Source organism: Sporosarcina sp. P37 (genome assembly GCF_002109365.1).
GTDB lineage: Bacteria > Bacillota > Bacilli > Bacillales_A > Planococcaceae > Sporosarcina.
On record NZ_CP015349.1, the window covers coordinates 1192938 to 1217184 of the forward strand.

The window sequence follows — 24247 nt, forward strand, 5'->3', positions numbered from 1 at the left end:
CGCTTTCTCTGAGTCAGAATAGCGGCAGTTGTTTTATTTTATTACCCTTCACTGACAGTCAATTGCCGTTTTCCATACCATGCGGCTGCCTTACTGGAAATAGAAGCGAGCACCTGCTGGAATAACATACCGAAAACAACAGGCATCGCAACTTTCGCAGGGAAGAAGGTAGTAGCAATGACAACACCTGTAGCGATATTACGCATTCCGCCGATAAACATGAAAGTCGCGGCAATCTCCGGATTTTTCCACAGTACGTGCGCAACCAATAAAGCAGCCCCGTAACCGGTCAGCGATAACATTAGCACGACTGAAATTATTCCAATCAGCTCAAGGGAAATGGTCTTCACATACGGTGCAACCGCACTGCCGTTGATCGCAACAATCGCGAACAGGCTCAATTTGGAAAATGGAGCTAACCGGGATCCCCATACCTTCTGAACATTGCCTTTCGTCAGTTCATTCAGCGTAATACCGAGTATCGTCGGCAGTACAATCATCCATAATAAATTTAGAATCATTGCTGTCATATCGATTGTGATACTTTCCCCGACAACTACATGAAGAATTGCAGGCATAATTATAGGTGCAAGCAGCGTATCAATTAAAATAATGGACAGACACAGCGGTAAGTTGCCCTTAGAAATGGTTACCCAGATTACACTCGTTACACCCGTCGGAATAGCGACAGCTAATACAAAGCCGACTGTCAATAAATGATCATCAAAAAAGACAATAGATAATAGATAAGCCCACGCTGGCATCAAGATATGCAAAAAGGCGATGCTTACGAGTACAACGATGGGATGTTTTCCCACCATCCGCAGCTCTTTTACATTCATACCTAGGCTGCCTACAAATGTCATGAAGGCAAATAGCCAAGTAACGATAAATAATAACTGCTCTCCCACTGAATGGAACAGCACACCCACTACTAAACTTAACGGTGTCAATATTGCGATCCATCGCTGCAAAAATGTATTCACTTTGCCTAACATAGATGTTCCTTTCCTCGTAACTGTACTGTAAATTATCAAAAGTTCTCTAATTCTTGTAATGATATGATCTTATAGTAACATACTCAAACGCCTGGTTATAAAATGGGCATGTGAATTATTTAGGGATACGGCAAAAAACCTGCAGCCGATGATCGCTGCAGGTGATAATTTATTTACTTAGTTTGTGTATGACAGTACTGCATATTTGCTGAAGTTTTTCATTGCGCTTGTCGCTTCTGATTTCTCGGCATATTCAAAGATCCTTACATTTTCTGATTCAAATAAAGTGATTACCCACATGTTTTCCAGTCTCCTTTTGTTTTATATTCGGTGATCTAAAAATAATCTATGGCTTAGTTTGTATAAGAAAGTACTGCGTATTTACTGAAGTTCTTCATTGCATTTGTCGCTTCTGCTTTTTCCGCATATTCAAAAATTCTTACGTTTTCTTTATCAAATAATGTAATGACCCGCATGTTTACCGTCTCCTTTTCATTTACATTCGTTTATTGTCATAAAAGCTAAGGCTTAATTTGTATATGATAGTACAGCATATTTACCGAAGTTCTTCATTGCGTTAATCGCTTCAATTTTCTTATCGTATTCAAAGATTCGTACATTTGCCTGTTCAAACAATGTGATAACCCACATATTGTACAGTCTCCTTTTTGTTTGGCAGCATATTTCCTTGAATGGATTCTGCTGACCAATTTCTTTTGTTACTCCTATCATACGCTGTTCTACAACAAAAGAAACGGCTATGTGAAGGTTTTCACAATTCTTTCAAAGTCAAAACGCTTACATATGGCAGTTTTGTGTCTGCAAGCGTTTTCTTGTTATTGGAAATGAACTTATGCATGATTTAATTAAAAAGTTTAATCTTTTTATCAACATAAACATCGGCGCTTGGACAATATACATAATCAGGTATCTAACGAAGCCAGACAGCCCAGGCCATTTTCACATAATAAAAAACCCGCAGCTGCAATCGCTGCGGGTGATGTGTAAAGTTATTATCTTGTGTATGACAGAACCGCGTATTTGCTGAATTTCTTCATTGCGTTCATTGCCTCTACCTTTTCCGCGTATTCAAAGATCCGTACATTGGCCTGCTCAAATAATGTAATTACCCACATGTTTCTCAGTCTCCTTTAATTTTTATATTTTTATGTTCATGCAAAATCTTTTTTATTTTGTATAGGATAAAACAGCGTACTCATTGAGCTTTTCCATGGCAGCAGTTGCTTCTGCTTTCTTTGCATATTCAAAGATCCGTACGTTTTCTGTTTCGAACAATGTGATAACCCACATGTTGTTCAGTCTCCTTTTTGGTTGGTATTTTGATTTTCTTGGCGGCAACCAGACGTCAACTTCTTTTGTTACTCTTAGTATACGCCTTTCCCCGCATGATTTGGTTACTTTGTGAAGACCTTCACAATTCATTCATAATCAAAACGCTTACATATGACCACTTTGTGAATTCGCGTCACAAAAGGTTTAGCGTGTTCTTATATACATATCTGTTTCCCATCTGAACACTTTACTGGGTATATGACATATACTGTGATGAAAAGTACAACGAAGGGAATGAGTGTAATCGATCAATCTGCTTCTAATTTTATGATGATGTGCTGTTATCAGCCGGTGTATTTCTGGCCCTGTTTCCCTGTCATGCCGCCTATGCAGCAGATTCATCACGCTGGAGGCCCTTCTGAACCGCTGCAATGTGCCCGGACTGATTTTGGACCGATGCCTTTTTCGACGAATATAACTCAAGCTGCGAAGCGCAATAACACGTTCCGTACTGCCTTGTGGACAGGAGATCATATGCAGCTTACTCTTATGAGCATTGCCCCTGGTGAAGATATTGGGTTGGAAGTCCATCCCCATGTCGATCAATTCCTTCGATTAGAAGAAGGCAGCGGCTTGGTTCAGATGGGACCGACAGTCAATCAGGTGAATTTTGAGCGGAGAGTTGCTGACGATGATATTATTTTGATTCCGGCGGGAACGTGGCACAATCTCACAAATACAGGCAGTGTACCGATAAAGTTATATTCTATTTACGCCCCGCCGAATCATCCGCGCGGCACAGTTCATGAAACAAAGGCTATTGCAGAATCGATGGAATCATCTCACGATAGCAATAAGTAAGCTTGATGGCGCCTTCCATACGGATTTTGTTTCAATGGGCTTGGAACAGCGCTTTAAAAATACTCAAAAAAGACAAGACGCTATTTGAAAGAGGGCGTCTTGTCTACTTTTATAAACAAAGTGAGTGTTTGGCGATCAGCATTTTCTTCCAGTCAGTAACAGCATGTTTTATTCATCACTGCTACATTTGGATCAATTTATTACAACTGCTGAGATGCAGGGACTTTTGAGTTTTGCAGCGGAAGGCAAATATCAACTGTCGTACCCATTCCCAGCCCGCTTTTAATATGAATAGCGCCATTATGTTCTTTAATAATTTTGCGGCTAATCATTAGACCAAAACCAGTACAGTTCTTCTTGTTGCAGTAAGACGGTTCAAAAAGATGCATCATCTTCTCATAAGGGATACCGGCTCCCTCATCTTTTATCGTGATATGAACATGAGATTCATTTTTTTCATAAGTGATATATATGTTTCTCTTAGAAGCTGAAGCTTCAATGGCATTTTTAATAATACGTTCAAAGACCTCTTGAAGTTGAATTTCGTCACAGCAAATCGATAATAAATCATTATTCGCCCTTAAAATTATTCTAATGCCTTTACGTTCAGCCAAGTCATTCATCTTTTTAACAGCACACTCTAAGATACGCGCAATAGAATTTATACGAAAGCACACGGATTGCGTTTCCGCAAGGTTAATAAGTTTATTTACTGCTGCTTCTACTTGATCTATTTCCGAATAAATTATTGAATAATATTCAGGCTTATTTATACCCATATTCAACAGTTGAACAAAACCTTTAATAGAAGTAAGTGGATTTTTAATCTCATGGGCTACTCCTGCAGCTAATTTTCCGACTAGCTGAATGTTATCGTCCGTCAGGAATGCTGTATCCGCTTCTCGCAGTTGTTCATTAACCATGTCATGGTCATATGAATTTCCTGTGTTTTCCTTGCTCAATTGATTATTATATTTGCTCCCCATGTTCATCCCCCCACTCAGAACTTTGTTCACTTTAAGCGACCCCTTATAGAAAAAAAGACAATGAATATTACCCGATATCCATATGTCTTAAATTGCCTTTAATATTCTCTTGTTGCTTTTCCGTCATTAATTCGACAACCTGATGAACAATTTCTAATTCCTTTTTACTTAAAACTTTCCCATCCCAGTTCAGTTGCTGCTTTTGAAGAGATTCAACGGAATCAGGAACATTCGTTAAGTTTAATATATAATCTGTTGAAACTTGATAAAGTTGCGCTAAAGCCATTAGCTTATCGATAGGGGGATTTCTATATCCCCCTTCATAACTTGCATAGGATGATTTGGCCAGCCCTATTTTAGATGCAACCTCCTGTAATGTCAGCCTTTTCTCCAAACGAAGCGTTTTCAGGCGTTCTCCAACAGTCAATCGTAAATCCTCCCTCTTTATATAATGGTCAGTTCAGCATTGCCGACTTGCGTATATTCTTGAATACGATCAGATATCGTTTGTATTTCAAAACTAAACATCGATATTTTTTCTTGAATCATCTCCACTTCATCTGAAGTGATATGATGGTTTGGTGTGGCAGAGTAATGCGCAAACGTTCCAGCCAACCGGCCTGTGTCTGTAAAGAATGGTATTGAGGTACAAGACCTGAAACCGTATTCAAGTATGCCTTCTTTAAATTTTGCCCAAAGTTCGCTTGTCCCAATATCTGAATGCACAACTTCCTGTGTAAAAATAGCTCTTCCGCATGAAGCACAATCTTCATCCAGTATTCCCTGTTCATTAATAATTGTAAAGAAGTCAAAGAACTCCACTGGAATACTGGGACCTGCACCATGAAAAACTAAATTGCGTTCTTTATCATAAAACAACAAAGTAACGTAAATATTATCCAATACTTGCTCCAACTCTAAGCACATCCGGCCAAGCGCCATTTTGATTTCTAAGAAATCCATTTCACTTTTGGTAATTACATCATTAGCAACGGCATTCGCTAAATGAACTTTTATATCTGTTTCCTTTTTACCCAGAAGGGGATTAATTATTTTTAGCTGTTCTTTAATATTTTTCTTTAAATTATACTCCTGTAAACATTCAACTATAGTTTGACCTTTTGAACCATTCATCAATTTTATCAAGCCCCTTGTAAATTCACAAATAGTTTTCTGTCTATTTTTATTATAATATATACTATTAAATCTGAATAGTAGTAATAATATATTCTTCCGTGGGTTGGCAGACTATTCACTAAGATAGGATATACTTTTCAATAGCAGTTATTCGGCTCCACAACCTAGACTGATCGTTAAATGAATACACTCCAGTACCCTTCATCCCGTGCAGCAGTTAGAATTCAGGAATCAAAAATCCCCCGTACTGATTCGTCCGGGGGCACATAAAGTATACATTTCAATGGATTCTGAACAATATTACGCTTCTTACATGCGATGCTATTTGGCTCCGTTTTTACGGTCAATTACCTTTTTTCCTCGAAAGAACACTTTACTAATATCTTCAGCACTGGTAATTTCCAAACCCGGAATACCTTCTGACACCAGGAAGTTGGCATCCAACCCTTGCTCTAATCTCCCAAAACTATTTTCCCGGCCTAATAATGCTGCGGGATTTGCAGTAAGTAATGCCAATATTTCATTTTCACCATAGTGATTTTCTTTTAATAGTTTCATGGCGGGATGGGCAATTAACATGAATACATCAGGTCCCCTTAATGCCTGATCGGTAAATGGCAGCCACGTCACTCCTTGATAAGGCGGCAAATACGCATCAGTTGAAATTGAAACAGTAATATTATTATTCACCAGTGCAAGAACATCTTCTGGAGAATTAGGAGGCAAGTGCGTCCCCCCATGGGAGTTGCAACTATTTCCACACGCTGTTTTGAAGCCTGTTTGATTAACCCGTCCGTAATGCCATGTGCATGGTGTAAAACATCCACTCCGGCATCCAATGCCATTTTTATACTGGACTCACCCGCCACATGAACACCAATCCGCTTTCCGCACTGATGATAAATTTCTGCAATACGTTTTAATTCCTCTAACGTATAAATGACTTCTCCTGCCCTTGGAACTTCATCTGCCGTAAAGTTTGCCGGTGTTGCATTAATAAATAAATTTTCACCTGGGTAGTCACTTGCTCGTGCAATCATTTGCACCACATTCAGGTCCATTAAATCTGATTTCCCCACGGCTTGCGATTGAGTGACTGCCGTGAAATGGACTAACTTCTCGAAGCCTATTGATATGCTTGTCGCTGCAAATGAAACATCCAGCGGCATATTCAAAACAGCCTTCCGGTAATCGCTGACAGAAAAGTCAAAGCGCGGATGTCCGCATATTTGTTCTCCCAAAGCAGTTATTCCCGATGACAAAGCATCCAAAAGAAGGTCTTTACCCACTTTAAGATGGTTAATTGGCAGGTCAGGATACAGTGAAGATGGTGCAAACTCCAATAGATGCGTGTGGCAATCGACTAATGAAGGCGTAATAACATAAGCCGAGTAATCAATCACAGCGAAACCGGGATATCGATTTTGAAGCCTATTCCAATTCCCCACATCCAGAATTTTGCCGTTTTCTACGGCCATAGCACCATTTTCAATCGTCCCCAATTTGCCGACAGTAATAATCTTTCTCCCTCTAATGATATAACCGGCATTGTTCATCTAGTTCACCAAAAATGGCGTTAAGAAGACCGCCAATGCCCAAGTAGTTGCGAATCGAAGGATCAGACCAATCAATGCGGCTTTTAGAGCTTCTTTATCATTGAGATTGGATGTTTCTTGCCATGTTACCGGTACCTGGCCAAGGATAACGGATAATGGCAAGCCTGAGTTCGCCAATACAAATGCCCCTACAATTAATCGGGGATCTACTGTGCTCGATAGCTCTGCAAGCTGGGCAACCGCCAGTGTAGGTGCGGCGAGTATTGAAATAATTCCCGTTGTGGGTTCAATACTCATAAATGTTAAGACAGTGGACAACGATGCTTCAATGGCACTCCAAACACCAAAAAACTTGAACGCCCCTATAAAGAAAAATACAGCCGCAACTGCCGGAATGATGAGCAGCAAAAGAAGCTCTGCTCCCTCTTTTGCTGAAGTAAAGACGGTTTGAAGAAATCTGGTTTTCGGGGTGAAACGGGGCAAATGCTTTAATTCCACTCCTTTTGTATCTCGATAAATCGTTTTTGACAGAATAAACGGAACCGCTATTATAGGGAGGAATATTGAGAAGATCACAAGCGGAAATGCATGAATACCGAATACGGATAACGCGATGAGTCCTAACACTAATGTCGCAAAAGATTGAGGAGATTGAATCATTGTCGCTATTGCAATTTTTTGCTCATCTTTGGTAGCGTTAGCTTTGACAAGAATCGGACCAGAAATTTTTCCGGCCGCATTAATATCACCGAGGATATTATAAACACTTGGGATGATAACAGATGGATTAATTTTCAGCCATTTCATAACGGGAACAAATAGTCTGATTAAGCCATCCGTAAATCCTAGCCGTTCCAATAAACGCCCAAAAATCACACTGACGATAATCGCGATGCCTACCTCGCTTGTTAAAAACACATCTACTACGATTGGTTTTACTTCACCAATTATTGTATTAAAGAAATTGGCCAGTGAATTAGGCGCGAATAATAAAATAAGCAATGAAAGCAGCACTAACAAGACCCCAATTATCTCAAAAAGATGCCATTTCGTTCTTGAGGACTCACGATTAGTGGATGCCTGTTTATTTTTCATATCATGACCTCCTGCCGTTTTACTAATTTATGTGCGAATGCAGAAGTTTGTGTTTGTCTGGATACAGAGCACCTTCCCGTCAAACGAATAGGCAGACAAAATACCTTTGCCCGCGTTCTATTTCATAATCCACTTCATAAAATGAATATATACCACCACTCATTTTAACTAAGGAGATTAGAAAATGTATGCCATTCATTATTTTGAAGACAAAGTTGAAGTGCTCAATGTAGCATCACGGATCATACCGGCTGCAGATGAAAGTGTGAGGATCAAAGGGCGTAACGGAAAAATCGTAAGTGTTGAAAAGGTCGGAGAAACTAAATATTTTGTAGTTGTCGAATTCGAGAAGATCGTTGAAAAAAGCAGCGCAAACTTAAGTAAATTTGGTATGAAAAGAAAATGACCATCTATGGTTACGGTGTAGTATGACCATTCAAAGTGCCTGTGCAACATGGAGCTCCATGTTGCACAGGCACTTTGTATGAAGGTGTAAAGGTTGCTGACAAGATGTAGAATTGATTTACAGACAGAGAAGGCGGACCTCCCCCATGTTATGATAGTAAGGTAAACTTAAACTTATCAGCGGAAGGAGAAAAACTAGTCTCCAAGCCGCAAATCAAAGATATGAAAAGAGGAGGAATCGTACGATGATTATTCATCCAATCAAAGCCTTTGCTGATAATTACATATGGTGCATTCAAGAAGAAACAAAGGCAGTTGTAGTTGATCCGGGAACAGCAAATGATGTCCTGGATTTTCTTGAAGAAAAGCAGCTTCGCCTGGCTGCCATTCTTTTAACGCATAAGCATGAAGACCATACCGGCGGGGTACTTGAGATTATGGCGAGACATCCAGAATGCCAGATATATGGACCGAAAGAAACGGAAACCCTGGCAAATCATGTGGTAGAGGAAGGCGATACCTTTAACTTGCTGGGCCATCCTATTCAAGTCTTCGAAACGGCGGGCCATACACATGGCCATATCAGCTTTTTAATGGGAGACAGTCTTTTTTGCGGAGATGCCTTGTTTTCAGCGGGATGCGGCCGAGTTTTTACCGGTGATTACGAAGCCCAATATGAAACCTTGCAGAAATTTAAACGCTTGGATGAGGATATACATATTTATCCTGGTCACGAGTATACCGAAACTAATTTACGCTTTGCATACGACACGCAGCCAGACAATGAAAAAATCTCCAACGCATTGAAAAAAGTCCGTGACTTGCGTGAAAAAGGAGAGCCAACACTCCCGACAACGATCAGCAGAGAGAAGGAAATTAACCTCTTTCTTCGAGCGGAAAAATTGGAAGACTTTATTGAATTGCGCAACGCCCGTGATGACTTCTAAGGGGATTCAAGTCGGAGCGCAGAAAAGGTGTTCAAAGTAATCACTGGGTTGTTGTTTCTTGCCGAATAATCAGTGCCTGGCACAACGAAAAAAATGTCAATCACCTTCGATAGGATTCGAGCTGTGACAGGCACTTTATAAATGTTCTTCAGTAATTGGGCCAAGATGGTCAAACATACAGAAAATAACAAGCTTGTAGATTATCCAATGAAATTGGTTTTTGGAAATGAGATGCTCTTGACAAGTCGTTGTTAAGATAGCGTATGGTTTAGGATTCTCCCTGCAGAACCGGACGCTTTCCTGAGGGGGCGCGGCGGACTCGCCAGAAGTGCGTTGGCGATTACGCCTGTCACCCTGATCCTCCAGGAGTCGCCGGTTCTTCCGGGAGAATCCTTGAGTTTGTGTCCGCAGGTCAGTCAGTGTTCGTCCAGAAATTGGAGTATGGTAAGTGACTCTATCTGCGCGGTGTGGGTGGAGCTATGAATTGCCTGACTGAATGGACAACAAAGCGATTTTTTTCTTCATTCATTTCATCGAAATTGTCATAGTAGCTAAAAAAATTACCGCTTTCTAACTTCAAAAATGGACGCATTGTATCAGACAACTCTACTCGGCTTTCACTGCTTGCAGAGGGCTATCAAACTGTCTTATGTACACTAAGTCCGGCTGCAGCGCAGATCAACGACTTAGAACCATTATCCCGTTAAAAATCAGCTACTTTAAATAACCAGTAACTGTATATAATCGTATCAAATGTACTTATATAGCATCTATGATAAGATAAAAATTAATAAAATTATGGAGGACGATAAAATGAACCAAGTACTCGTTGAAATTTGTTTACGTGTTAGAGACATTGATGCTACTTTAGATTTTTATACAGAGCTTTTTGATTTTGAAGTAGCAAGCCGAAGAGAATTCCCTGAAGATAAATTTGATTTAATTTATCTAAATTCACCAGGTTCTTCCGTACAAATAGAACTTACCTACAACTATGATGCAGAACCGTATGTAATAGGAAATGGTTTCAGTCATTTAGGCGTAACAGTAGATGATTTAGAAGAAATGCACAAGATTTGTAAAGCTTCTTCTTATGAAACAAGTGAATTGAAAGGACTTTCAGGCGGAACACCTTCTTACTTCTTTGTTACTGACCCTGACGGCTATAGAATTGAAGTAAAGCGTAAGCACTAAGATACGGTACCAGGTCCCAACACAATTCGGACACTATTCTGAATTGAACTGAAGTTGTTTGTGGACCTGGTACCCATTATTCCAACTCTATCACCGCCACACACACTCGACATGCGTGGACTGCTGACGGTAGACAAATAATGAGACGTGCGTGTCTTCACCTATACCCAGATTAATACTTATTCTTTGTCTTTAGTAGTTTACATCTGATCCCCATAAATCTTGGATATGAATTATTTTTAGGAAACACAGGTAATACTTCTTCATTCGGTATTGGTTCAATCATCTTTTCTATAATAAATCCTTCGCTACAGAGAGTATTAACATAATGTTCCAACGATCTATGAATATGAGTTGTTCTATGCTTTACTTTTTCTGTTGCAATTTTAAATGCTGATTCAATATATAGTTCCTCTTTATAATTAAACCAATTTTCATCAAAGTATTCCCAATAGACTGGCCAATAACAAGGATGGGTTATCGTAAATACAAAATGTCCGTTATTCTTAATAATATCTTTTATAGACTTTATTACTGTAGGCAATTCAGCAACATCCATCAGAACCATATTGGCAACCACTAAAGAGTACGTACTTTCATTATTAAATTTTGCAAATTGTTCTATAGAGTAATTCTGAAAACTCATATTTTCTCTTTGAAAGTTTTCTGCAGCAACTTCTATACTTTTCCCACTTAAATCAATTCCTATTATTTCATCAGAGTAGTTTGCTAAATAACTTGTTAAATTACCTGTACCACAACCAATATCTAGTACTTTTTCTTTGTTACATGGATTTATCAACTCCAATATACATGGCTTAAGAATGTGTTTTAAACTTAAATCTTTATTGTCTCTAATTTGTTGAAATCTAACGTCTGAAATCTGATCCCATTCCAAAGCAATATCCACATTCGTTTTTCTATTTACTTTCTTCATTTTGAATAGTTCCTTCTTTATTAATTTTATTGAATTTAATTAAAAAGTTAGTAAGATCATTTGCTATATGGAAGGGATACCCGTCGGAACTATCAAACTCTTCGATAAAGTGCTTTCCATTTCTTTCTTTTCCTATAGCTACTTTACTATCAATTCTATCCGTTCTGACAATAGTAAATCGGGAGTTAGGAGTATAACCTAATTCTTCATATGTATAAATAGTAGCACCATCGTTTTCAAGTTTTTTAGTAAGTCCAATATTACTTGCTATAATTATAATCAATTCATTGTTTATAGCTTTTTTAAAAAGAAGTTCCTTTATTTCTTTATCTTTATTTGCCCAACTCATGTCCCTTGTAAAAATCGTTACCCTTCCACCTTTACTAATCCATTGAAGCATATAGTTGTTTATTTCCTCCTCATCCTTACAATAAATTCCTTTCTCCCTGTTATTCAGCTTCATCTCCCAAATAACTGCTAGAAAAAAAAGCATGATTGCTAAACAAATTAAAAAACCCATAAAGAAACTTGAGGGTTCATCTTTAGCTTTCATCAAAAAAATAATACCTATGAGGGATCCTAATGTTCCCAGGTGACCAAACCATTTAGTATACATGACCTACATCCCCCTCCCCTTTAGTAAATCATTGATTATTTGCAATTCATCACCTTAAGTCTACCATATATATAGGTACTCCGTCCGATAATTACAGGAGGAATAGTTGTCTGAATCTTAAACCTCATTCACATAGTGAGCAGTGCCTGTGCGTCACACAATTAAGACACGATTCAGATTTGTATTTAAATTGTGTATCACACAGGCACTCTTTACTAATTGCTTTGGAACTGATACCAATTACTAATTTCAGCAGCTGGTATCATGTACTTCCTCTTTATTTTCCTATTTTCACTACTTTTGTGCAGGAAATCTTATCATGTAATGACGATTTGTCTTTATAAAAAAAAATAAATACAAGTGCAAAAGGAAAAAACGCCAGTGAAAAATATTTTATTGCAGTTCTCACAGTTATTTGTATTATACTAAATGGTTTATCCTTTGTAGATATTATTTTTAGCCCCATAATTTTCATGCCTATATTACGCTTGATTAAGGTGATACTTATAATTTCTATAATAATTAAACTTAGTAAAGCAGGTACTATTATTTCAATTATCTTCAGAAATTCTAATGGCAGGGTAATTACATCTAAAAATACTGCCGGCAAACATATCATGTACTTTAAAAGCCAAACTATTAACCATCCTGAATCTTGATCATTTCCGAATATGAAGTAACTTGGAAATATCAGTGAGGTGATTCCCCCAAGTAATAACATTGATGGAAAGAGAATTATCACTCTATTTAAAATGTGTGCAGTTATTCTCTTTCCTATCATATTAAATTACTCCTTTTTCATCGTGACATATCCAGCCCGCCGAAATATATCAACAGTATATTTTCGTCATTTTCTCTCTATTAACCAATTCTGCTGCTGCGATTTGAGGGAACTAAAACACACCTATATATTCAGTTAAAAGCCTTCAATATTGGTATTCCTGTTCCTTTATTTTATAAACTTCCGAAAACACACCACTCAAACCCGCATTCCTTCGTTCCCTTTTAAAATAAAGTCACGCTATCTTCCCCTCATTTTCACACATTTCCGGTCACGTTTTGACCACTTTTCACTGCTTTTCTCACGCTTTTTGCTCACGTTTTTTTTCGATTTAAAAAGAAGTTTTGTACGTTTCAGATTGTGAAAGGATAGTAGTGACAAGGGTTCAAGGGATTTTGGGTGCGAGACTTTATTTTGGGGCTACAATTCTAACTCTATCAACACCACACACTCCACATGGCTTGAGAGGACAGAATGAATTTCATTTGAGTATGTCCGTTCTCAGAAACATATCCACGATACTATTTGCACTATCGGTAGACGGGAACATATCAACTACATTACCTTTTTGTTAATAATAATCGCGTCTTTCCATATCTTCTTCATATGCAGCTAAAATTCGCTGATACTCTTTTGGGTCATCATTCTCACAGTCAAGTTTTATCACTCGATCCACGATAGGCTCTAAAGAATCCGGGTTGTACCAAGGTTCCTTAATAGTAAGATATATTATTTTTTTAGTTTTTTGACGTTCAGCCATTTCTTTTAACATCTGAATTTCCTTTTCATTTTTAGTTACACTTTGTATTGGCCATACAATCATAAAACCGAAAGCATAATCATCGTATTTGTCACTACTACTTTTAGTGGTCAGATTATCAAAGAAAATTGTAAGATTTGATAATTTCATTGCTTGCCCGTATTTCTTCGGTACTTTAACTTGATAAAGTTCAGCCCAACGGAAGAAATTCTCCATTCCATCTTTTGATGTATGAATTAAATTAATCAGCCCTTTCAAGTTCCCATTATCATTTAATGCTTTAAGAAGAGCTTGATGCTTTTCCTTGTCAGCAATACCGCGTAGCAACAATGTTTTTTCTATTTCATTACCCATGAAATCCATAATTTGATTATATGCATTTTTTACGTCAGACATATTATTCACCCCTTTACTAATAAAAAAATCACTATTTATTTTTTGAATATACCCAAAATAAAATGCTATCTGTTAGCCTCAAACAAAACAGCGCATCTTCAATTGTTGGCGATTCAATAATATTCTCATTCCTGTGGGTCCCATAATCAGACATCATAGAGTAAACCATATAAATTGTTTTGGTCTTTGTCAGTTTTCCATCTTTATTTTCATTGAAAAAGTCTGCTAAATCCTCTTTTTTCAGGTCTGACTTAAGAGCCCTATCTAAGTCAGCAACCGTTGCAGTTGCACTGTCTCCGCTGGTGTTAAAGACACCTCTCATCCACTTTGCGAAATTTTCAGTCCCTTTATATTTTGAAAATATGCTTACAATACTTGTCCTACATGATTCAATACAAGCTCCTGAATGCCCTTGTGTATAGGCATCAATTGCAGATTTATAAGCATCATATACTTCTTTATGGTTACTTTTTATCCATGACTCAACAGAAAACATCTCACTTACTCTGGCAAAGTCACTTTCCATGCAAGCAGAAACTGTAATTTTATCAAATTCAATAGCTATACTTAACCCTAAAATCTCATATAGTTTTGCTATCTCTTCAAAATCTTCATCGCTATCCTCAGAAATATATCTTACATTGAAAGATTTAGTTATTTCTTTTAGTAGATTGATAATATCCTCATGCCTGTTTTCCTTATATAAATCCGAGAATATACTATCTAAACCTAGAAACACATCATATTGATCATTATTGTTTTCAAATTTCTGTGAATGTCCTTGGTTGTACCAATATGGCACCAGGTAATCAACATATTTTACGTAAAGGTCATTTAGCCCCACGCATTTTAATCTGGCCTTAAACTCTGAATTTTTCCTTATAAAAAAGCCTGGTCTGCTAACAATTTCTGCAATTTTTGAAAGAATTATTTCTTTATCATTCATTTTTTCACCCCATCTATGTTCATAAATCTATTGCTTTTTCAAAGCAGATAAAACCATCTCCAAATACTCCTGCCAATAATCATTATCCCCTTCCATGTCATGAAGCCAATAGTACATTAACAGTATTTCAAATTCTTGCTTTCTTCCTTTTGTGAAGGATTTTTTCGGCATCTTTCTATATAGGGAATCGAGATTAAAAAGATTACTTTTTTGCTTGTAATCATAATCGTACTTTCTCCAAGTATATTGACTCTTCTTTCTATGCGTTGATGGCCAAACATCCTCGTTTTCAAAAAAACTATTTACCCAACCATAAGCAAAGGCAAGCAGATTAACCTGATACTTTGCCCATGTCTTGTCAATCCAATCAGTTATTTCTTCTGATATCGATGGTATTCCGAAATTAAATCTTTGCTCGCTTTCAACTCTATGATAGTCTTTAATAAAAAGAAAAAGCATCTCTGTTTGGTCTTTAAGAAATGGTAACTTTTTAATGAGCTGGGAATAGCAATCATAGGAAGCATTTCTAAATTCACTATCAGTACTATACAGAAAGAAGAACTCATTCTCCTTCATAATGTTTCCGATGTATCTGTGCACTTGCTTCCCGTATTCATTGTAAATTCCAACAACCCATTCTCGAACTTCAGGATCATACTCCCTAAGCTGCTTCCGATACTTCTCTAGCTTTTCATTATGGAGTACTGTTTTTCCTCCAGTTTCCGTAATATTCAGATAGTTATTAAAATACTCGAATACATAATCAACGCAGATTTTCATATTTTGTGCACGTGCATCAATATCAAATTCATTGAGTTTATCTTCCTTTTTTCTTCGTGCAATGTATTCCTCGATACTTAGCATTAAATCTCTCCATTATATTTAAATTAAACTTCAAACTCTTCGGTATTGTGTTTTGCAAGATAAAAGTGGCTCTTACGCGAACTTGGGGAATAGGCATGGCCAGTAGCTTTAAATGTGATAATTATTTTTTTAGAATATCATTATGTCGATAGAGCACCCTTTTTTCCAACAACTTCAGACTTGCTCGACCATAGGTAATCCGCTTGATTGTTTTCAATCGGTTGATCTGGCCCTCTAGTAAACCGTTACTGTAGGAATGGGTAAAGGCGTTCCGGACAGCTTGCAGGTCACTCCGCAGGCGTCGCGCGTAATGAAGGAACGGTGAAGCCCGGTCAGAGAGCTGAGCGGCAAGCCATTCCAGGAAGCCGGGGTAGTCCCTTGCCGTAATGGATGCGCGCAATGCCTGGACGGATTCGTAGAATGGACCCACGCAGGGATACAGGGAGAGACCGCGATGTAGGATGATGGCATCCTCTGCATTGAGCTCCCTTTTCTGCTTCCAGATCACAGCGGCGAATCTTCTTCGCGGGATGGAGTCCGTCCGAACTGCTCCATACTTCCGCTCTTTCCGTCTTGATTCGACCAAGGCGCGGACCGCCGAATAGGTCCCTTCATATCCCTTCCCTTGTATGGTTTGGTGGATGAATCGAATCGTATGTCCTGCCTGCTCAAGCCGTGTCACTTCCTCCGAATAGCCATCGATAGGCTTGGCCCTTGGCCTTCGATCCATAGGGGGAGTTTGCAGATCCAGGTACTTCTGGATGGTCCGACGATCCAATTGGTACTCCCGGGAGAGTCGGGAGATGTTCTTGCCGTCTGCGTGCTGCTTTTGAATCTCCTGGATAAGCGACCATTTCCTCTTCTGTCTCTCGGATGCTGCCCTTTCCCGGGCGGTCAAAGGGATGGCTGTCTGCTCGGCAGCCGGTTCCATCCAAGTGATGGAAGTAGGCACAAGGGTGGCAAGATGCACGTCGACCTGTTTCTTCGCATTCCGGATGAAATGCCAACGATCATATACCTGGTGGATGGCAGGGTTTGCTTGGGTGATGGCTTGACGAAATGCGGTGTAGCCGTCTCGGCTGACAACCTGGATGAAAGGATGACGTTTCAGCCAGGCGGTGACAGTTTCGGGCAGGCGATCGGGCAGCAGGGCCAAGGGGACCCCCTTCTGATGATCGCAGATCATCGTACCGTAGGTATGGCCCTTGCGAAAAGCGAAATCATCAATCCCTAGGAAAGGGTGACACCTCAGGTGTTATATCTGTCCGGTAGATCAGTGACAACAGTGCATCATGGCTGGCAGGAATATGGATGGCATGGGCGATCTTTTCGGCAGTGAGGCAGCTAGTGGAGAACGCAATTTCCCGAAGGATGTCTTCGGCCCGTTGCGTTCGATGGCGGTTCGGCGAAAGCCCTTCAAACCTTTCCGTGAAGACCTTCACGGGACATTCCGCATATATGCAGAACCATTTTCGGGTGAGAACTAACAGTTCCACAGGCCGGCCATTAAAAGGCTCGTCCTGCAGCTTACGGGTATAGCGGCTATGGGGTCGGGTACTAGACTGGGAGCATGTGGGACAGCAGGAGGAGGATCGGGTACTTTGAACAATCAGCCGGATCTTGTCGGAAGTGGATTCGGCGTGAAGCAGTTCTAGAGAAGAATCGGGAGGTGTCCAGGTGAGAAAGTTCATCATCAAGCACTCCTTTCTTTTTATTATATCAATCTAGCATCCCCTAAGTCACCTCCCCAAGTTCGCGTAAGAACCATAAAAGTGCAGAAGAATGCAAAGTAAAATACATAAGCTTGCCAGCCTTCATTTCAGTATTATTTTTGACGTGATAAAGCGTTTGTTACTCTAAAACTATCTCCCGTAAAATTCAATATATGGGCATGATGTATCACCCGATCTACTAATGCTGCAGTCAATCTAGAATCGCTAAAAACGCGATTCCACTGACTAAATTCCAAGTTTGATGTGATGATTAAACTTTTTTGTTCGTACCAGTCAGAAATCAGCTGAAAGAGGAGTTCTGCCCCTTCCTTATTGAATGGTATGTACCCCATTTCATCCAATATGATAAGGTCTACGTTTTTAAAACGCGCTCTAAACTGCGTTGACTTTCCCTCCTGCCAGGATTTCTCCAATGCTTCTGCTAGATCTGAAACCCGGTAAAATCGTACTTCAAGCCCTCTTTTACACGCATCATAACCAATGGCCGTAGCTAAGTGAGTCTTTCCTGTACCGGGCGCACCGGTTAGAATGACATTCTCTTTGCGCCTGATGAAACTTAACGTACATAATTCTTGCGAATCAATATGAGAGGGAAAATGAATCTGTTCATTCCATTGAAATGCCGAAAGGGACTTCTTTTGCAGAAATCTTGCTTTCTTAATCAATCTCTCGGCTTTCGTTTCTTCCCGTAACTGCAGCTCTTTTTTTAATAAAGCTTCAAGAAATTGAGCAGAATTTTCAAATGGGATATCTGAATAAACATCATGCACGTGCGCTAAGCGCAATGCTTTGCACATGGTCTGTAAATCTTGGGTCATTTCCCCTCACCTTCAATCTGAGGAGCACTCTGAAGCTGATCATACTTGCTCCAATCAATGTTATAGGGATGCGCATCTGGCTCTTTTAACTCGTCCGATTGACCACTTAAGAGTTCGTAGAATTGATTATTGATTTCATTCATTTCATACGTAGCTAAAAGCCCGATAATCCATTGAATACGCTCTTTGCGAATCGAAAGATTAGAGATGTTTAGATATTCAAAGAGTCGACCAGGTAAATAAGCTGAATAACGTGAATAGCTTACTGCCCGTGGTTTACTCAACCATGCTTTCAAGATGGATTGCCAAGGAATCTCGCGATTCTTATGCATATAGGGTCGGTTGTCTTGATATAACGGCTCTCCGTGAGGAGACACCACCTTAAAGCGATCCCAGTACTTCACTACGGATAATTGACTGTAATTATATCCTTTTGGAACATACACCTTCGTTTTATCTAACGTGATTTCTCCATACTTATTCGCTTTTGTTTTCTCCTCTTTGAATACTGGATATTCTTCTTCAGGTAATGCTAAAAGATATTGATGCTCCTCCTCCAGTAACTCTTGTAACGGAACTTGCTTCTTATAGTGAATACGTTGTCGATCTGTCGTTAGTTGCTCTTGCAGTAGCTTTGTCAAGTGGTCTAAGTCCTCTATAACAGGGGCCGGAGTGATAAAGTTATATCGAACATATCCCACCTTATTTTCTACATTTCCTTTTTCGTGACCAGAATATGGATTACAGGCTTGTGGTTCAAATCCATAATGAGTGGCGAACTGTAAAAATTCTTGGGTAAAAGCAGCCTCTTCATTTCTATTCCTTGGTTTCACCACTGCAGTTTTCATGTTATCAATACGGATTGTTCTTGGAATACCACCAAGTTGATCGAAGATAAGTTTCATACCGTGTAAAAGACACTCTTGATTTTCTGCTGGCAATGGGATGGCAAATGCACTGTTACTAAAAGGAAGCGTCATAACCAAACAATGAACATCTCGGTATTTTCCATCCTGCACAGCTTGCATCAATCCGAAATCTAATTGTGCCTCAGCAGGGGGATGGATGAGTCTCTCATAGCTTTTGTCTTTCGTTTCATCCTCCAGGTCTTCTCTTCCTTCACGCCATTCTTGAATATAGTTTGAAACAGTCCGATAGGACCCCTCGAATCCCATCTCTTGCAAGGCCTTAAAAATTCCTTTATTAGTTCTTCTATCTTTTCTTTTAAGCTTCTGATCTTCCCAAAGCCAATCTCCAACAATTTCTCCCCATTTTTCTCTATACATCATTCCCGATCTTTTTCTCTTTGCTTCTTTAGGTAATAGATCACCATCAGCATACTTTTTAGCAGTTCTCCAATTAATTCCTAAGGTTTTAGATATCTTGTTGATAGATAATGATTTCTGATTTCTCATTAGTTTGATACAATTAATTTCAGGCATTGTCAGCATTCCTTTCAACCTCCACTGGTTTTGATTCGACACCAATACAGTAGAGAAGTTTGAAGAGGCTGGCAAGCCTTTTTTTATTGAAACTTACGTTGCAATGTTATGTACTTTTTCATTTCAAAACTATGTACTTCTATTTTGCACTAAACAGGTATAGCTAATCGTTGGTCCTATACCGGTTCTATCAACATATTTTCCTTTTAAGTTCTCATACTCTAATCCTGCTTTAAGCACAAATTCTTTCTTTTGAACTGAGGGAATAGCAAGAGTAATACCTACTTTATACTTTCCTTTATCGAAGCCAATGCCTTCTTTTCCAAGTCTACCAAAATCAAACCGTCCATTTTCCACTAATGACTTATTCTGTGCCAAAAGTAAGCCATAAAATACGGTACCAGGTCCCAACACAATTCGGACACTATTCTGAATTGAACTGAAGTTGTGTGCGGACCTGGTACCCATTATTCCAACTCTATCAACGCCACGCACTCCACATGACTGCTATGCGGGAACATATCCACTGGCTGCACTTCCTTCGTACGGTAGCCGCCATCCTCCAAAATCCGCAAATCACGTGCTAATGTGCCCGGGTTGCAAGATACATAGACGATTTTCTTAGGTTTATATTCCAAAATGGTTTCCAACAGCTTCTCGTCACAGCCTTTACGGGGCGGATCGACAACGAGGACGTCGAATCGCTTGCCTTGGGCGTACCATTTCGGAATGATCTCTTCTGCCGGTCCTGCCTCGAAATGCGCATTCTTACTATCATTCAATTCTGCATTGCGCTTCGCATCTTCAATTGCCTGCGGTACGATTTCCACGCCGTATACTTCTTTCGCCTGTTTAGCTAAAAATAATGAAATGGTTCCGATGCCGCAATATGCATCAATTACACGTTCTTTACCGGTTAAATCCGCATAATCAAGCGCCTGCTGATACAGTACTTCCGTCTGTACAGGGTTTACTTGATAGAAGGAGCGTGCGGAAATTTCGAATTTCGTGTCCCCTATCCGGTCGATGATCACATTTGATCCGTACAAATTGATGGTTTCATTTCCCATGATGACGTTTGTATTCGCCGTATTCACGTTTTGCAAAATCGACGTCACATTTGGCAGCTCCTGTTTAATCAGCTCCACTACCGCTTCTTTCTGCGGGAATTTTTTGTGGCGTGTTACCAATACAACCATCACCTGACCTGTCTGCCGTGCTTTTCTGACGATTAAATGACGCAGCATGCCTTTATGTGTGTGTTCATCATATGTCTCGATTCCTAGCTGCTGCAGCTTATATTTCAGCATTGTCATCAGTTCGTCCGCTTCTTTCGTTTGAATCAAGCAGACATCCGTATCAACAATTTGGTGGGTACGTGCTTTATAAAATCCGGTAATCACACGGTCATTTTCCGTATCAAAAGGAATCTGTGATTTATTGCGGTAGCGCCACGGATCATCCATGCCTTTTACTTCATGTACCGGCACATCGGGCAGCTTGGCAATTCTGTCCATGACATCGCGCACAGACTTCCGCTTCTGCATCAATTGTCCCTCATAGGACAGATGCTGCAGCTGACAGCCCCCGCATGCAGGGAACACATGACATGGCGGTGTTACGCGGGATGAAGATGGTTCCACAATATCCAGCAGTTTTGCGAATCCATACTTTTTCAATGTTTTTACTACATGCACATTTACTGTTTCTCCAGGCAGCGTCCCTGGAATGAATAATGGATACCCATCCACTTTCGCTACTCCTGCTCCGTCATGTGTCAGATCTTCTATAATTACTTGTACTTTTTCATTTTTATTTACTGCAAAGCTCATGATTTTTCCTCCATCTTTCAGATACTCATAGTGTACCATGCCGCGCAAATAAAAAAACAGACGCGATTACACGTCTGTATGTTCACTCTCTGTATGTTCATTTCTTGTCACCGCATCGTCTTTCAAAACGACAAAGAACGATAACGCGATCCCTGCGATGATAATGAGAAAAGGTGCGTAGAAAATCAAAAATTCATCCATCAGAATGCCCCCTTATGCATGGTGATCTTTTTTCCCTTTTACATATTCTTTGTTGAACAAGAACATGCGCAACAGCAAATACAGTGACGGGATCAACAGCATTAATCCAAATATGAACGCTGTTATTAATGCAACCGCCATTGCCTGATTCGTAAAGCTATCGTAAATAGTCAAGTACGGATAGAGCAAGTACGGATAATGAGATGCGCCATATCCGAAGAAAGCGAACAGAAATTGTCCCGCCAGTAATCCGAACGCAATTCCATATTGCCGCTTTTTCCAGATGAGGAACACTGTCCCGAGGAACAGCAGGAACGACAGCAGGAACATTGGCCAGAACCGTTGGATGTTCTCATAATGCAGAGGATTATGTTTGCGCAGCTCGAAGATAATTCCGCCAGCTGCAATGATCGTCGGCAATGACCAGATGAGCGCATATTTTCTTAATAACTGTGTGGCCTCCACATCTTTCGCTTTATTTGCGTACCAAGTTAAAAAAGTCGAGGAGATATAAAGTGTCGCTGCGATACTGAGCACTACAATTGACCAGGTGAGCGGACTGCTGAATAATTTCCAATAATCCAAAACAGGCTGGCCATCTACTATCTCGATAAATCCGCCTTCAGATATTGTCAGTACAATCGACAAAGAGGCAGGCAGCAATAAACCCGATGCACCATATGCAAAAGAGTATCCTTTATGTCCGCGGGCGCCATATGTTTCAAAAGCATAATACGAACCCCGGATCGCCAATAGAATAATCCCAAAACTGACAGGCACCAGCAACGTTGTTCCATAATAAAAAGCAGTTTTAGGGAAGAACCCGATGATTCCTACGAAGAAGAACACCAGAAATACATTTGTAACTTCCCACACCGGGGACAGGTAGCGCTGAATGACATCGGTTAAAACTCTCTGTTTTCCCGTCAATAAACTGTACGCATTGAAAAACCCTGCTCCAAAATCAATCGCCCCAATCACAATATAGCCGAAAAGAAATACCCATAATACGGTTATTCCCAGAATTTCAACAGTCATAGGATATCACCGCCTTTCTCCTGCTGACGATCTGCAATTTCTTTTTCAACAGGATTTCGTATGAACATCCGTCTCAAAACCACGACACTGCCGATTCCAAGCACCAAGTATAGAAGCGCAAAGAGAACAAGCATGGTAGGCACTTGCCCGCTTGTGGTAGCCCCTTCAGCAGTACGCATGATGTCACGCAGTATCCACGGCTGCCGTCCCACTTCTGCCATCCACCAGCCAGATTCGAGTGATATGAAAACGAGCGGCCCGCTAAGCACGATAAGCCAGCGGAATAATCGGGACTTTACAAACGGCCATCTCCGCCACATTCCAAGCAAGTATACAGCTGACAATGTCAGCAACAACATCCCGATTGTCACCATAATGTCAAAGAGATAATGAATGTACAAGGGCGGTGTATCTTCTTCTGCAAACTGATCTAACCCAATGACTTCCGCATTCGGCGTGCCATGCGCCAAGATGGAAAGCGCATACGGGATTTTAATGGCATATTTAACTTCCCCATCATCGAGCACTCCGTAAAGTATCAAAGGGGCATCTTCTTCCGTTTCAAAATGCCATTCAGCCGCTGCCAGCTTTTCAGGCTGATACTCTGCTAAATACTTTCCTGATAAATCGCCGACGAGCACCGCTGTCACACTGAAGATGAAACCGACTTTCAAAGTCAGATACAATGCTTTCTTGTGATAAATATGATTTGAACCGCGCAATAGACGAAACGCTGCGATAGCTGCCAATAAAAAAGCAGTCGTCATATACGCTGTCCCGACCACGTGCGCTACTTTTGTCGGCATGGCCGGGTTAAACATGGCCAGGAGCGGATTGACATTGATCAGTTCACCGTTCACTAAGTCAAAGCCCCGGGGTGCGTTCATAAAAGCATTCACAATCGTAATGAAAACTGCTGAAAATGAAGCCCCGAGAGCAACCGGAATAAGTAATAAAAAATGTTTCTTCTGATTTTCAAACCGATCCCACGTATATAAATAAATACCAAGGAAAATTGCCTCAAAAAAGAACGCGAATGTCTCCATGAATAATGGCAGCGCAATCACATTGCCCGCGAGCTCCATAAAACTCGGCCACAGCAATGACAGCTGTAATCCAATTGCCGTTCCTGTTACGACTCCAACAGCTACGGTAATGACAAAACCGCGCGCCCAGCGTCTTGCCAGCAAAATATAGTGCTCGTCGTTTTTCTTAATACCGACCCACTGCGCCAGCATAATCATGAGCGGGACACCAACCCCGATCGTGGCATAAATAATATGAAATGATAAGGTCAATTCGGTTAATACTCTAGAATAAAAAACTGAGTCCACACAGCGCACCTCCTGTTTTTATGAAAATAATCTTCCGATGATTGATAACAGCATGATGCCGGCAACTATAAATGCCA

At 40.0% G+C, this 24247-nt stretch carries 30 protein-coding genes and 1 pseudogene; 5 read left to right on the forward strand and 26 right to left on the reverse strand.

Annotated elements, in window-relative coordinates; translation table 11 throughout:
• Positions 1-41 precede the first annotated feature (41 nt).
• The 5 genes from SporoP37_RS06275 to SporoP37_RS17565 all read right to left on the reverse strand — a co-directional run bounded on the left by SporoP37_RS06275 (position 42) and on the right by SporoP37_RS17565 (position 2309).
• Complete coding sequence (locus tag SporoP37_RS06275) at positions 42-998, reverse strand: bile acid:sodium symporter family protein (protein ID WP_085430527.1); 957 nt, start codon at positions 996-998, stop codon at positions 42-44.
• Positions 999-1351: 353 nt separating this feature from the next.
• A complete protein-coding gene (locus SporoP37_RS17550) occupies positions 1352-1474 on the reverse strand; it encodes a hypothetical protein (protein ID WP_255414218.1) in 123 nt (40 codons plus the stop codon).
• A 52-nt stretch (positions 1475-1526) separates the two neighbouring features.
• A complete protein-coding gene (locus SporoP37_RS17555; RefSeq protein ID WP_255363029.1) occupies positions 1527-1649 on the reverse strand; it encodes a hypothetical protein in 123 nt (40 codons plus the stop codon).
• A gap of 362 nt (positions 1650-2011) precedes the next feature.
• Positions 2012-2134: a hypothetical protein gene (locus SporoP37_RS17560; protein WP_255363030.1), complete on the reverse strand. Its 123-nt coding sequence runs from the start codon at positions 2132-2134 to the stop codon at positions 2012-2014.
• A 52-nt stretch (positions 2135-2186) separates the two neighbouring features.
• A complete protein-coding gene (locus tag SporoP37_RS17565) occupies positions 2187-2309 on the reverse strand; it encodes a hypothetical protein (RefSeq protein WP_255363031.1) in 123 nt (40 codons plus the stop codon).
• Positions 2310-2678: 369 nt separating this feature from the next.
• Here SporoP37_RS17565 and SporoP37_RS06280 point away from each other — a divergent pair, with 369 nt between their 5' ends.
• The gene (locus SporoP37_RS06280; RefSeq protein WP_232329838.1) at positions 2679-3152 is read left to right on the forward strand and encodes a cupin domain-containing protein; all 474 of its coding nucleotides are present in this window, start codon (positions 2679-2681) and stop codon (positions 3150-3152) included.
• A 200-nt stretch (positions 3153-3352) separates the two neighbouring features.
• On the opposite strand, the gene SporoP37_RS06285 is transcribed toward SporoP37_RS06280, so the two are convergent.
• The 6 genes from SporoP37_RS06285 to SporoP37_RS06310 form a co-directional block, all read right to left on the reverse strand.
• Positions 3353-4168, reverse strand: a complete 816-nt coding sequence (locus SporoP37_RS06285; protein WP_085430528.1) for an ATP-binding protein — start codon at positions 4166-4168, stop codon at positions 3353-3355.
• Positions 4169-4205: 37 nt separating this feature from the next.
• Complete coding sequence (locus SporoP37_RS06290) at positions 4206-4565, reverse strand: helix-turn-helix domain-containing protein (protein ID WP_158233614.1); 360 nt, start codon at positions 4563-4565, stop codon at positions 4206-4208.
• A 17-nt stretch (positions 4566-4582) separates the two neighbouring features.
• The gene (locus tag SporoP37_RS06295) at positions 4583-5272 is read right to left on the reverse strand and encodes a GAF domain-containing protein (protein WP_158233613.1); all 690 of its coding nucleotides are present in this window, start codon (positions 5270-5272) and stop codon (positions 4583-4585) included.
• Between the two features lie 324 nt (positions 5273-5596).
• Positions 5597-6001, reverse strand: coding sequence for an amidohydrolase family protein (locus SporoP37_RS06300; RefSeq protein WP_085430531.1), 405 nt, complete (start codon positions 5999-6001; stop codon positions 5597-5599).
• The gene (locus SporoP37_RS06305) at positions 5962-6831 is read right to left on the reverse strand and encodes an amidohydrolase family protein (RefSeq protein WP_085430532.1); all 870 of its coding nucleotides are present in this window, start codon (positions 6829-6831) and stop codon (positions 5962-5964) included. Before SporoP37_RS06305 ends, SporoP37_RS06300 begins: the two co-directional genes overlap by 40 nt.
• On the reverse strand, positions 6832-7926 hold the full coding sequence (locus SporoP37_RS06310) for a hypothetical protein (RefSeq protein WP_099662745.1): 1095 nt from the start codon (positions 7924-7926) through the stop codon (positions 6832-6834). It lies immediately after the preceding gene.
• A 184-nt stretch (positions 7927-8110) separates the two neighbouring features.
• Here SporoP37_RS06310 and SporoP37_RS06315 point away from each other — a divergent pair, with 184 nt between their 5' ends.
• The 3 genes from SporoP37_RS06315 (at position 8111) to gloA (ending at position 10472) form a co-directional block, all read left to right on the forward strand.
• Positions 8111-8332, forward strand: coding sequence for a hypothetical protein (locus SporoP37_RS06315; protein ID WP_085430534.1), 222 nt, complete (start codon positions 8111-8113; stop codon positions 8330-8332).
• 244 nt (positions 8333-8576) lie between these two features.
• Positions 8577-9278, forward strand: coding sequence for a hydroxyacylglutathione hydrolase (gloB, locus tag SporoP37_RS06320; RefSeq protein WP_085430535.1), 702 nt, complete (start codon positions 8577-8579; stop codon positions 9276-9278).
• A gap of 813 nt (positions 9279-10091) precedes the next feature.
• Complete coding sequence (gene gloA, locus SporoP37_RS06325; protein ID WP_081242863.1) at positions 10092-10472, forward strand: lactoylglutathione lyase; 381 nt, start codon at positions 10092-10094, stop codon at positions 10470-10472.
• A gap of 172 nt (positions 10473-10644) precedes the next feature.
• Here the strand turns inward: gloA and SporoP37_RS06330 are convergent, their stop codons facing one another.
• The 7 genes from SporoP37_RS06330 to SporoP37_RS06360 form a co-directional block, all read right to left on the reverse strand.
• Positions 10645-11409, reverse strand: a complete 765-nt coding sequence (locus tag SporoP37_RS06330; RefSeq protein ID WP_081242864.1) for a class I SAM-dependent DNA methyltransferase — start codon at positions 11407-11409, stop codon at positions 10645-10647.
• Positions 11393-12025 (reverse strand): hypothetical protein, encoded by a 633-nt coding sequence (locus tag SporoP37_RS06335; protein WP_085430536.1) that lies wholly within the window; start codon positions 12023-12025, stop codon positions 11393-11395. Before SporoP37_RS06335 ends, SporoP37_RS06330 begins: the two co-directional genes overlap by 17 nt.
• Before the next feature lie 277 nt (positions 12026-12302).
• Positions 12303-12806, reverse strand: coding sequence for an RDD family protein (locus tag SporoP37_RS06340; RefSeq protein ID WP_081242867.1), 504 nt, complete (start codon positions 12804-12806; stop codon positions 12303-12305).
• Positions 12807-13377: 571 nt separating this feature from the next.
• On the reverse strand, positions 13378-13962 hold the full coding sequence (locus SporoP37_RS06345) for a hypothetical protein (protein WP_081242868.1): 585 nt from the start codon (positions 13960-13962) through the stop codon (positions 13378-13380).
• Positions 13963-13993: 31 nt separating this feature from the next.
• Positions 13994-14908 (reverse strand): hypothetical protein, encoded by a 915-nt coding sequence (locus SporoP37_RS06350; protein ID WP_081242869.1) that lies wholly within the window; start codon positions 14906-14908, stop codon positions 13994-13996.
• A gap of 27 nt (positions 14909-14935) precedes the next feature.
• Entirely contained in the window at positions 14936-15772 is an 837-nt protein-coding gene (locus SporoP37_RS06355) for a hypothetical protein (protein ID WP_081242870.1), read from the reverse strand.
• Positions 15773-15893: 121 nt separating this feature from the next.
• Positions 15894-16958, reverse strand: coding sequence for a transposase (locus SporoP37_RS06360; RefSeq protein ID WP_232329758.1), 1065 nt, complete (start codon positions 16956-16958; stop codon positions 15894-15896).
• 106 nt (positions 16959-17064) lie between these two features.
• Between SporoP37_RS06360 and SporoP37_RS17405 the strand changes: the two genes are divergently transcribed.
• Complete coding sequence (locus tag SporoP37_RS17405; RefSeq protein WP_232329759.1) at positions 17065-17259, forward strand: hypothetical protein; 195 nt, start codon at positions 17065-17067, stop codon at positions 17257-17259.
• 33 nt (positions 17260-17292) lie between these two features.
• On the opposite strand, the pseudogene SporoP37_RS17680 reads toward SporoP37_RS17405, so the two are convergent.
• The 8 genes and pseudogenes from SporoP37_RS17680 to SporoP37_RS06395 form a co-directional block, all read right to left on the reverse strand.
• A pseudogene (locus SporoP37_RS17680) lies at positions 17293-17466 on the reverse strand (transposase family protein); the annotation flags it as partial.
• 131 nt (positions 17467-17597) lie between these two features.
• The gene (istB, locus tag SporoP37_RS06370; protein ID WP_085430033.1) at positions 17598-18323 is read right to left on the reverse strand and encodes an IS21-like element helper ATPase IstB; all 726 of its coding nucleotides are present in this window, start codon (positions 18321-18323) and stop codon (positions 17598-17600) included.
• Positions 18320-19738 (reverse strand): IS21 family transposase, encoded by a 1419-nt coding sequence (istA, locus tag SporoP37_RS06375; RefSeq protein ID WP_335696860.1) that lies wholly within the window; start codon positions 19736-19738, stop codon positions 18320-18322. Before istA ends, istB begins: the two co-directional genes overlap by 4 nt.
• 156 nt (positions 19739-19894) lie before the next feature.
• Positions 19895-20179, reverse strand: coding sequence for a hypothetical protein (locus SporoP37_RS06380; protein ID WP_143565488.1), 285 nt, complete (start codon positions 20177-20179; stop codon positions 19895-19897).
• Between the two features lie 53 nt (positions 20180-20232).
• Positions 20233-21597 (reverse strand): 23S rRNA (uracil(1939)-C(5))-methyltransferase RlmD, encoded by a 1365-nt coding sequence (gene rlmD / locus SporoP37_RS06385; protein ID WP_085430539.1) that lies wholly within the window; start codon positions 21595-21597, stop codon positions 20233-20235.
• Positions 21598-21663: 66 nt separating this feature from the next.
• Positions 21664-21798: a cytochrome bd oxidase small subunit CydS family protein gene (gene cydS, locus SporoP37_RS17570; protein ID WP_255363032.1), complete on the reverse strand. Its 135-nt coding sequence runs from the start codon at positions 21796-21798 to the stop codon at positions 21664-21666.
• A 12-nt stretch (positions 21799-21810) separates the two neighbouring features.
• On the reverse strand, positions 21811-22836 hold the full coding sequence (locus tag SporoP37_RS06390; protein WP_085430540.1) for a cytochrome d ubiquinol oxidase subunit II: 1026 nt from the start codon (positions 22834-22836) through the stop codon (positions 21811-21813).
• Positions 22833-24170 carry a cytochrome ubiquinol oxidase subunit I gene (locus tag SporoP37_RS06395; RefSeq protein ID WP_369821959.1) on the reverse strand — a complete coding sequence of 446 codons (1338 nt, stop codon included), beginning with the start codon at positions 24168-24170 and terminating at the stop codon, positions 22833-22835. The genes SporoP37_RS06390 and SporoP37_RS06395 overlap by 4 nt, the downstream gene beginning before the upstream one ends.
• Positions 24171-24247: the final 77 nt, after the last annotated feature.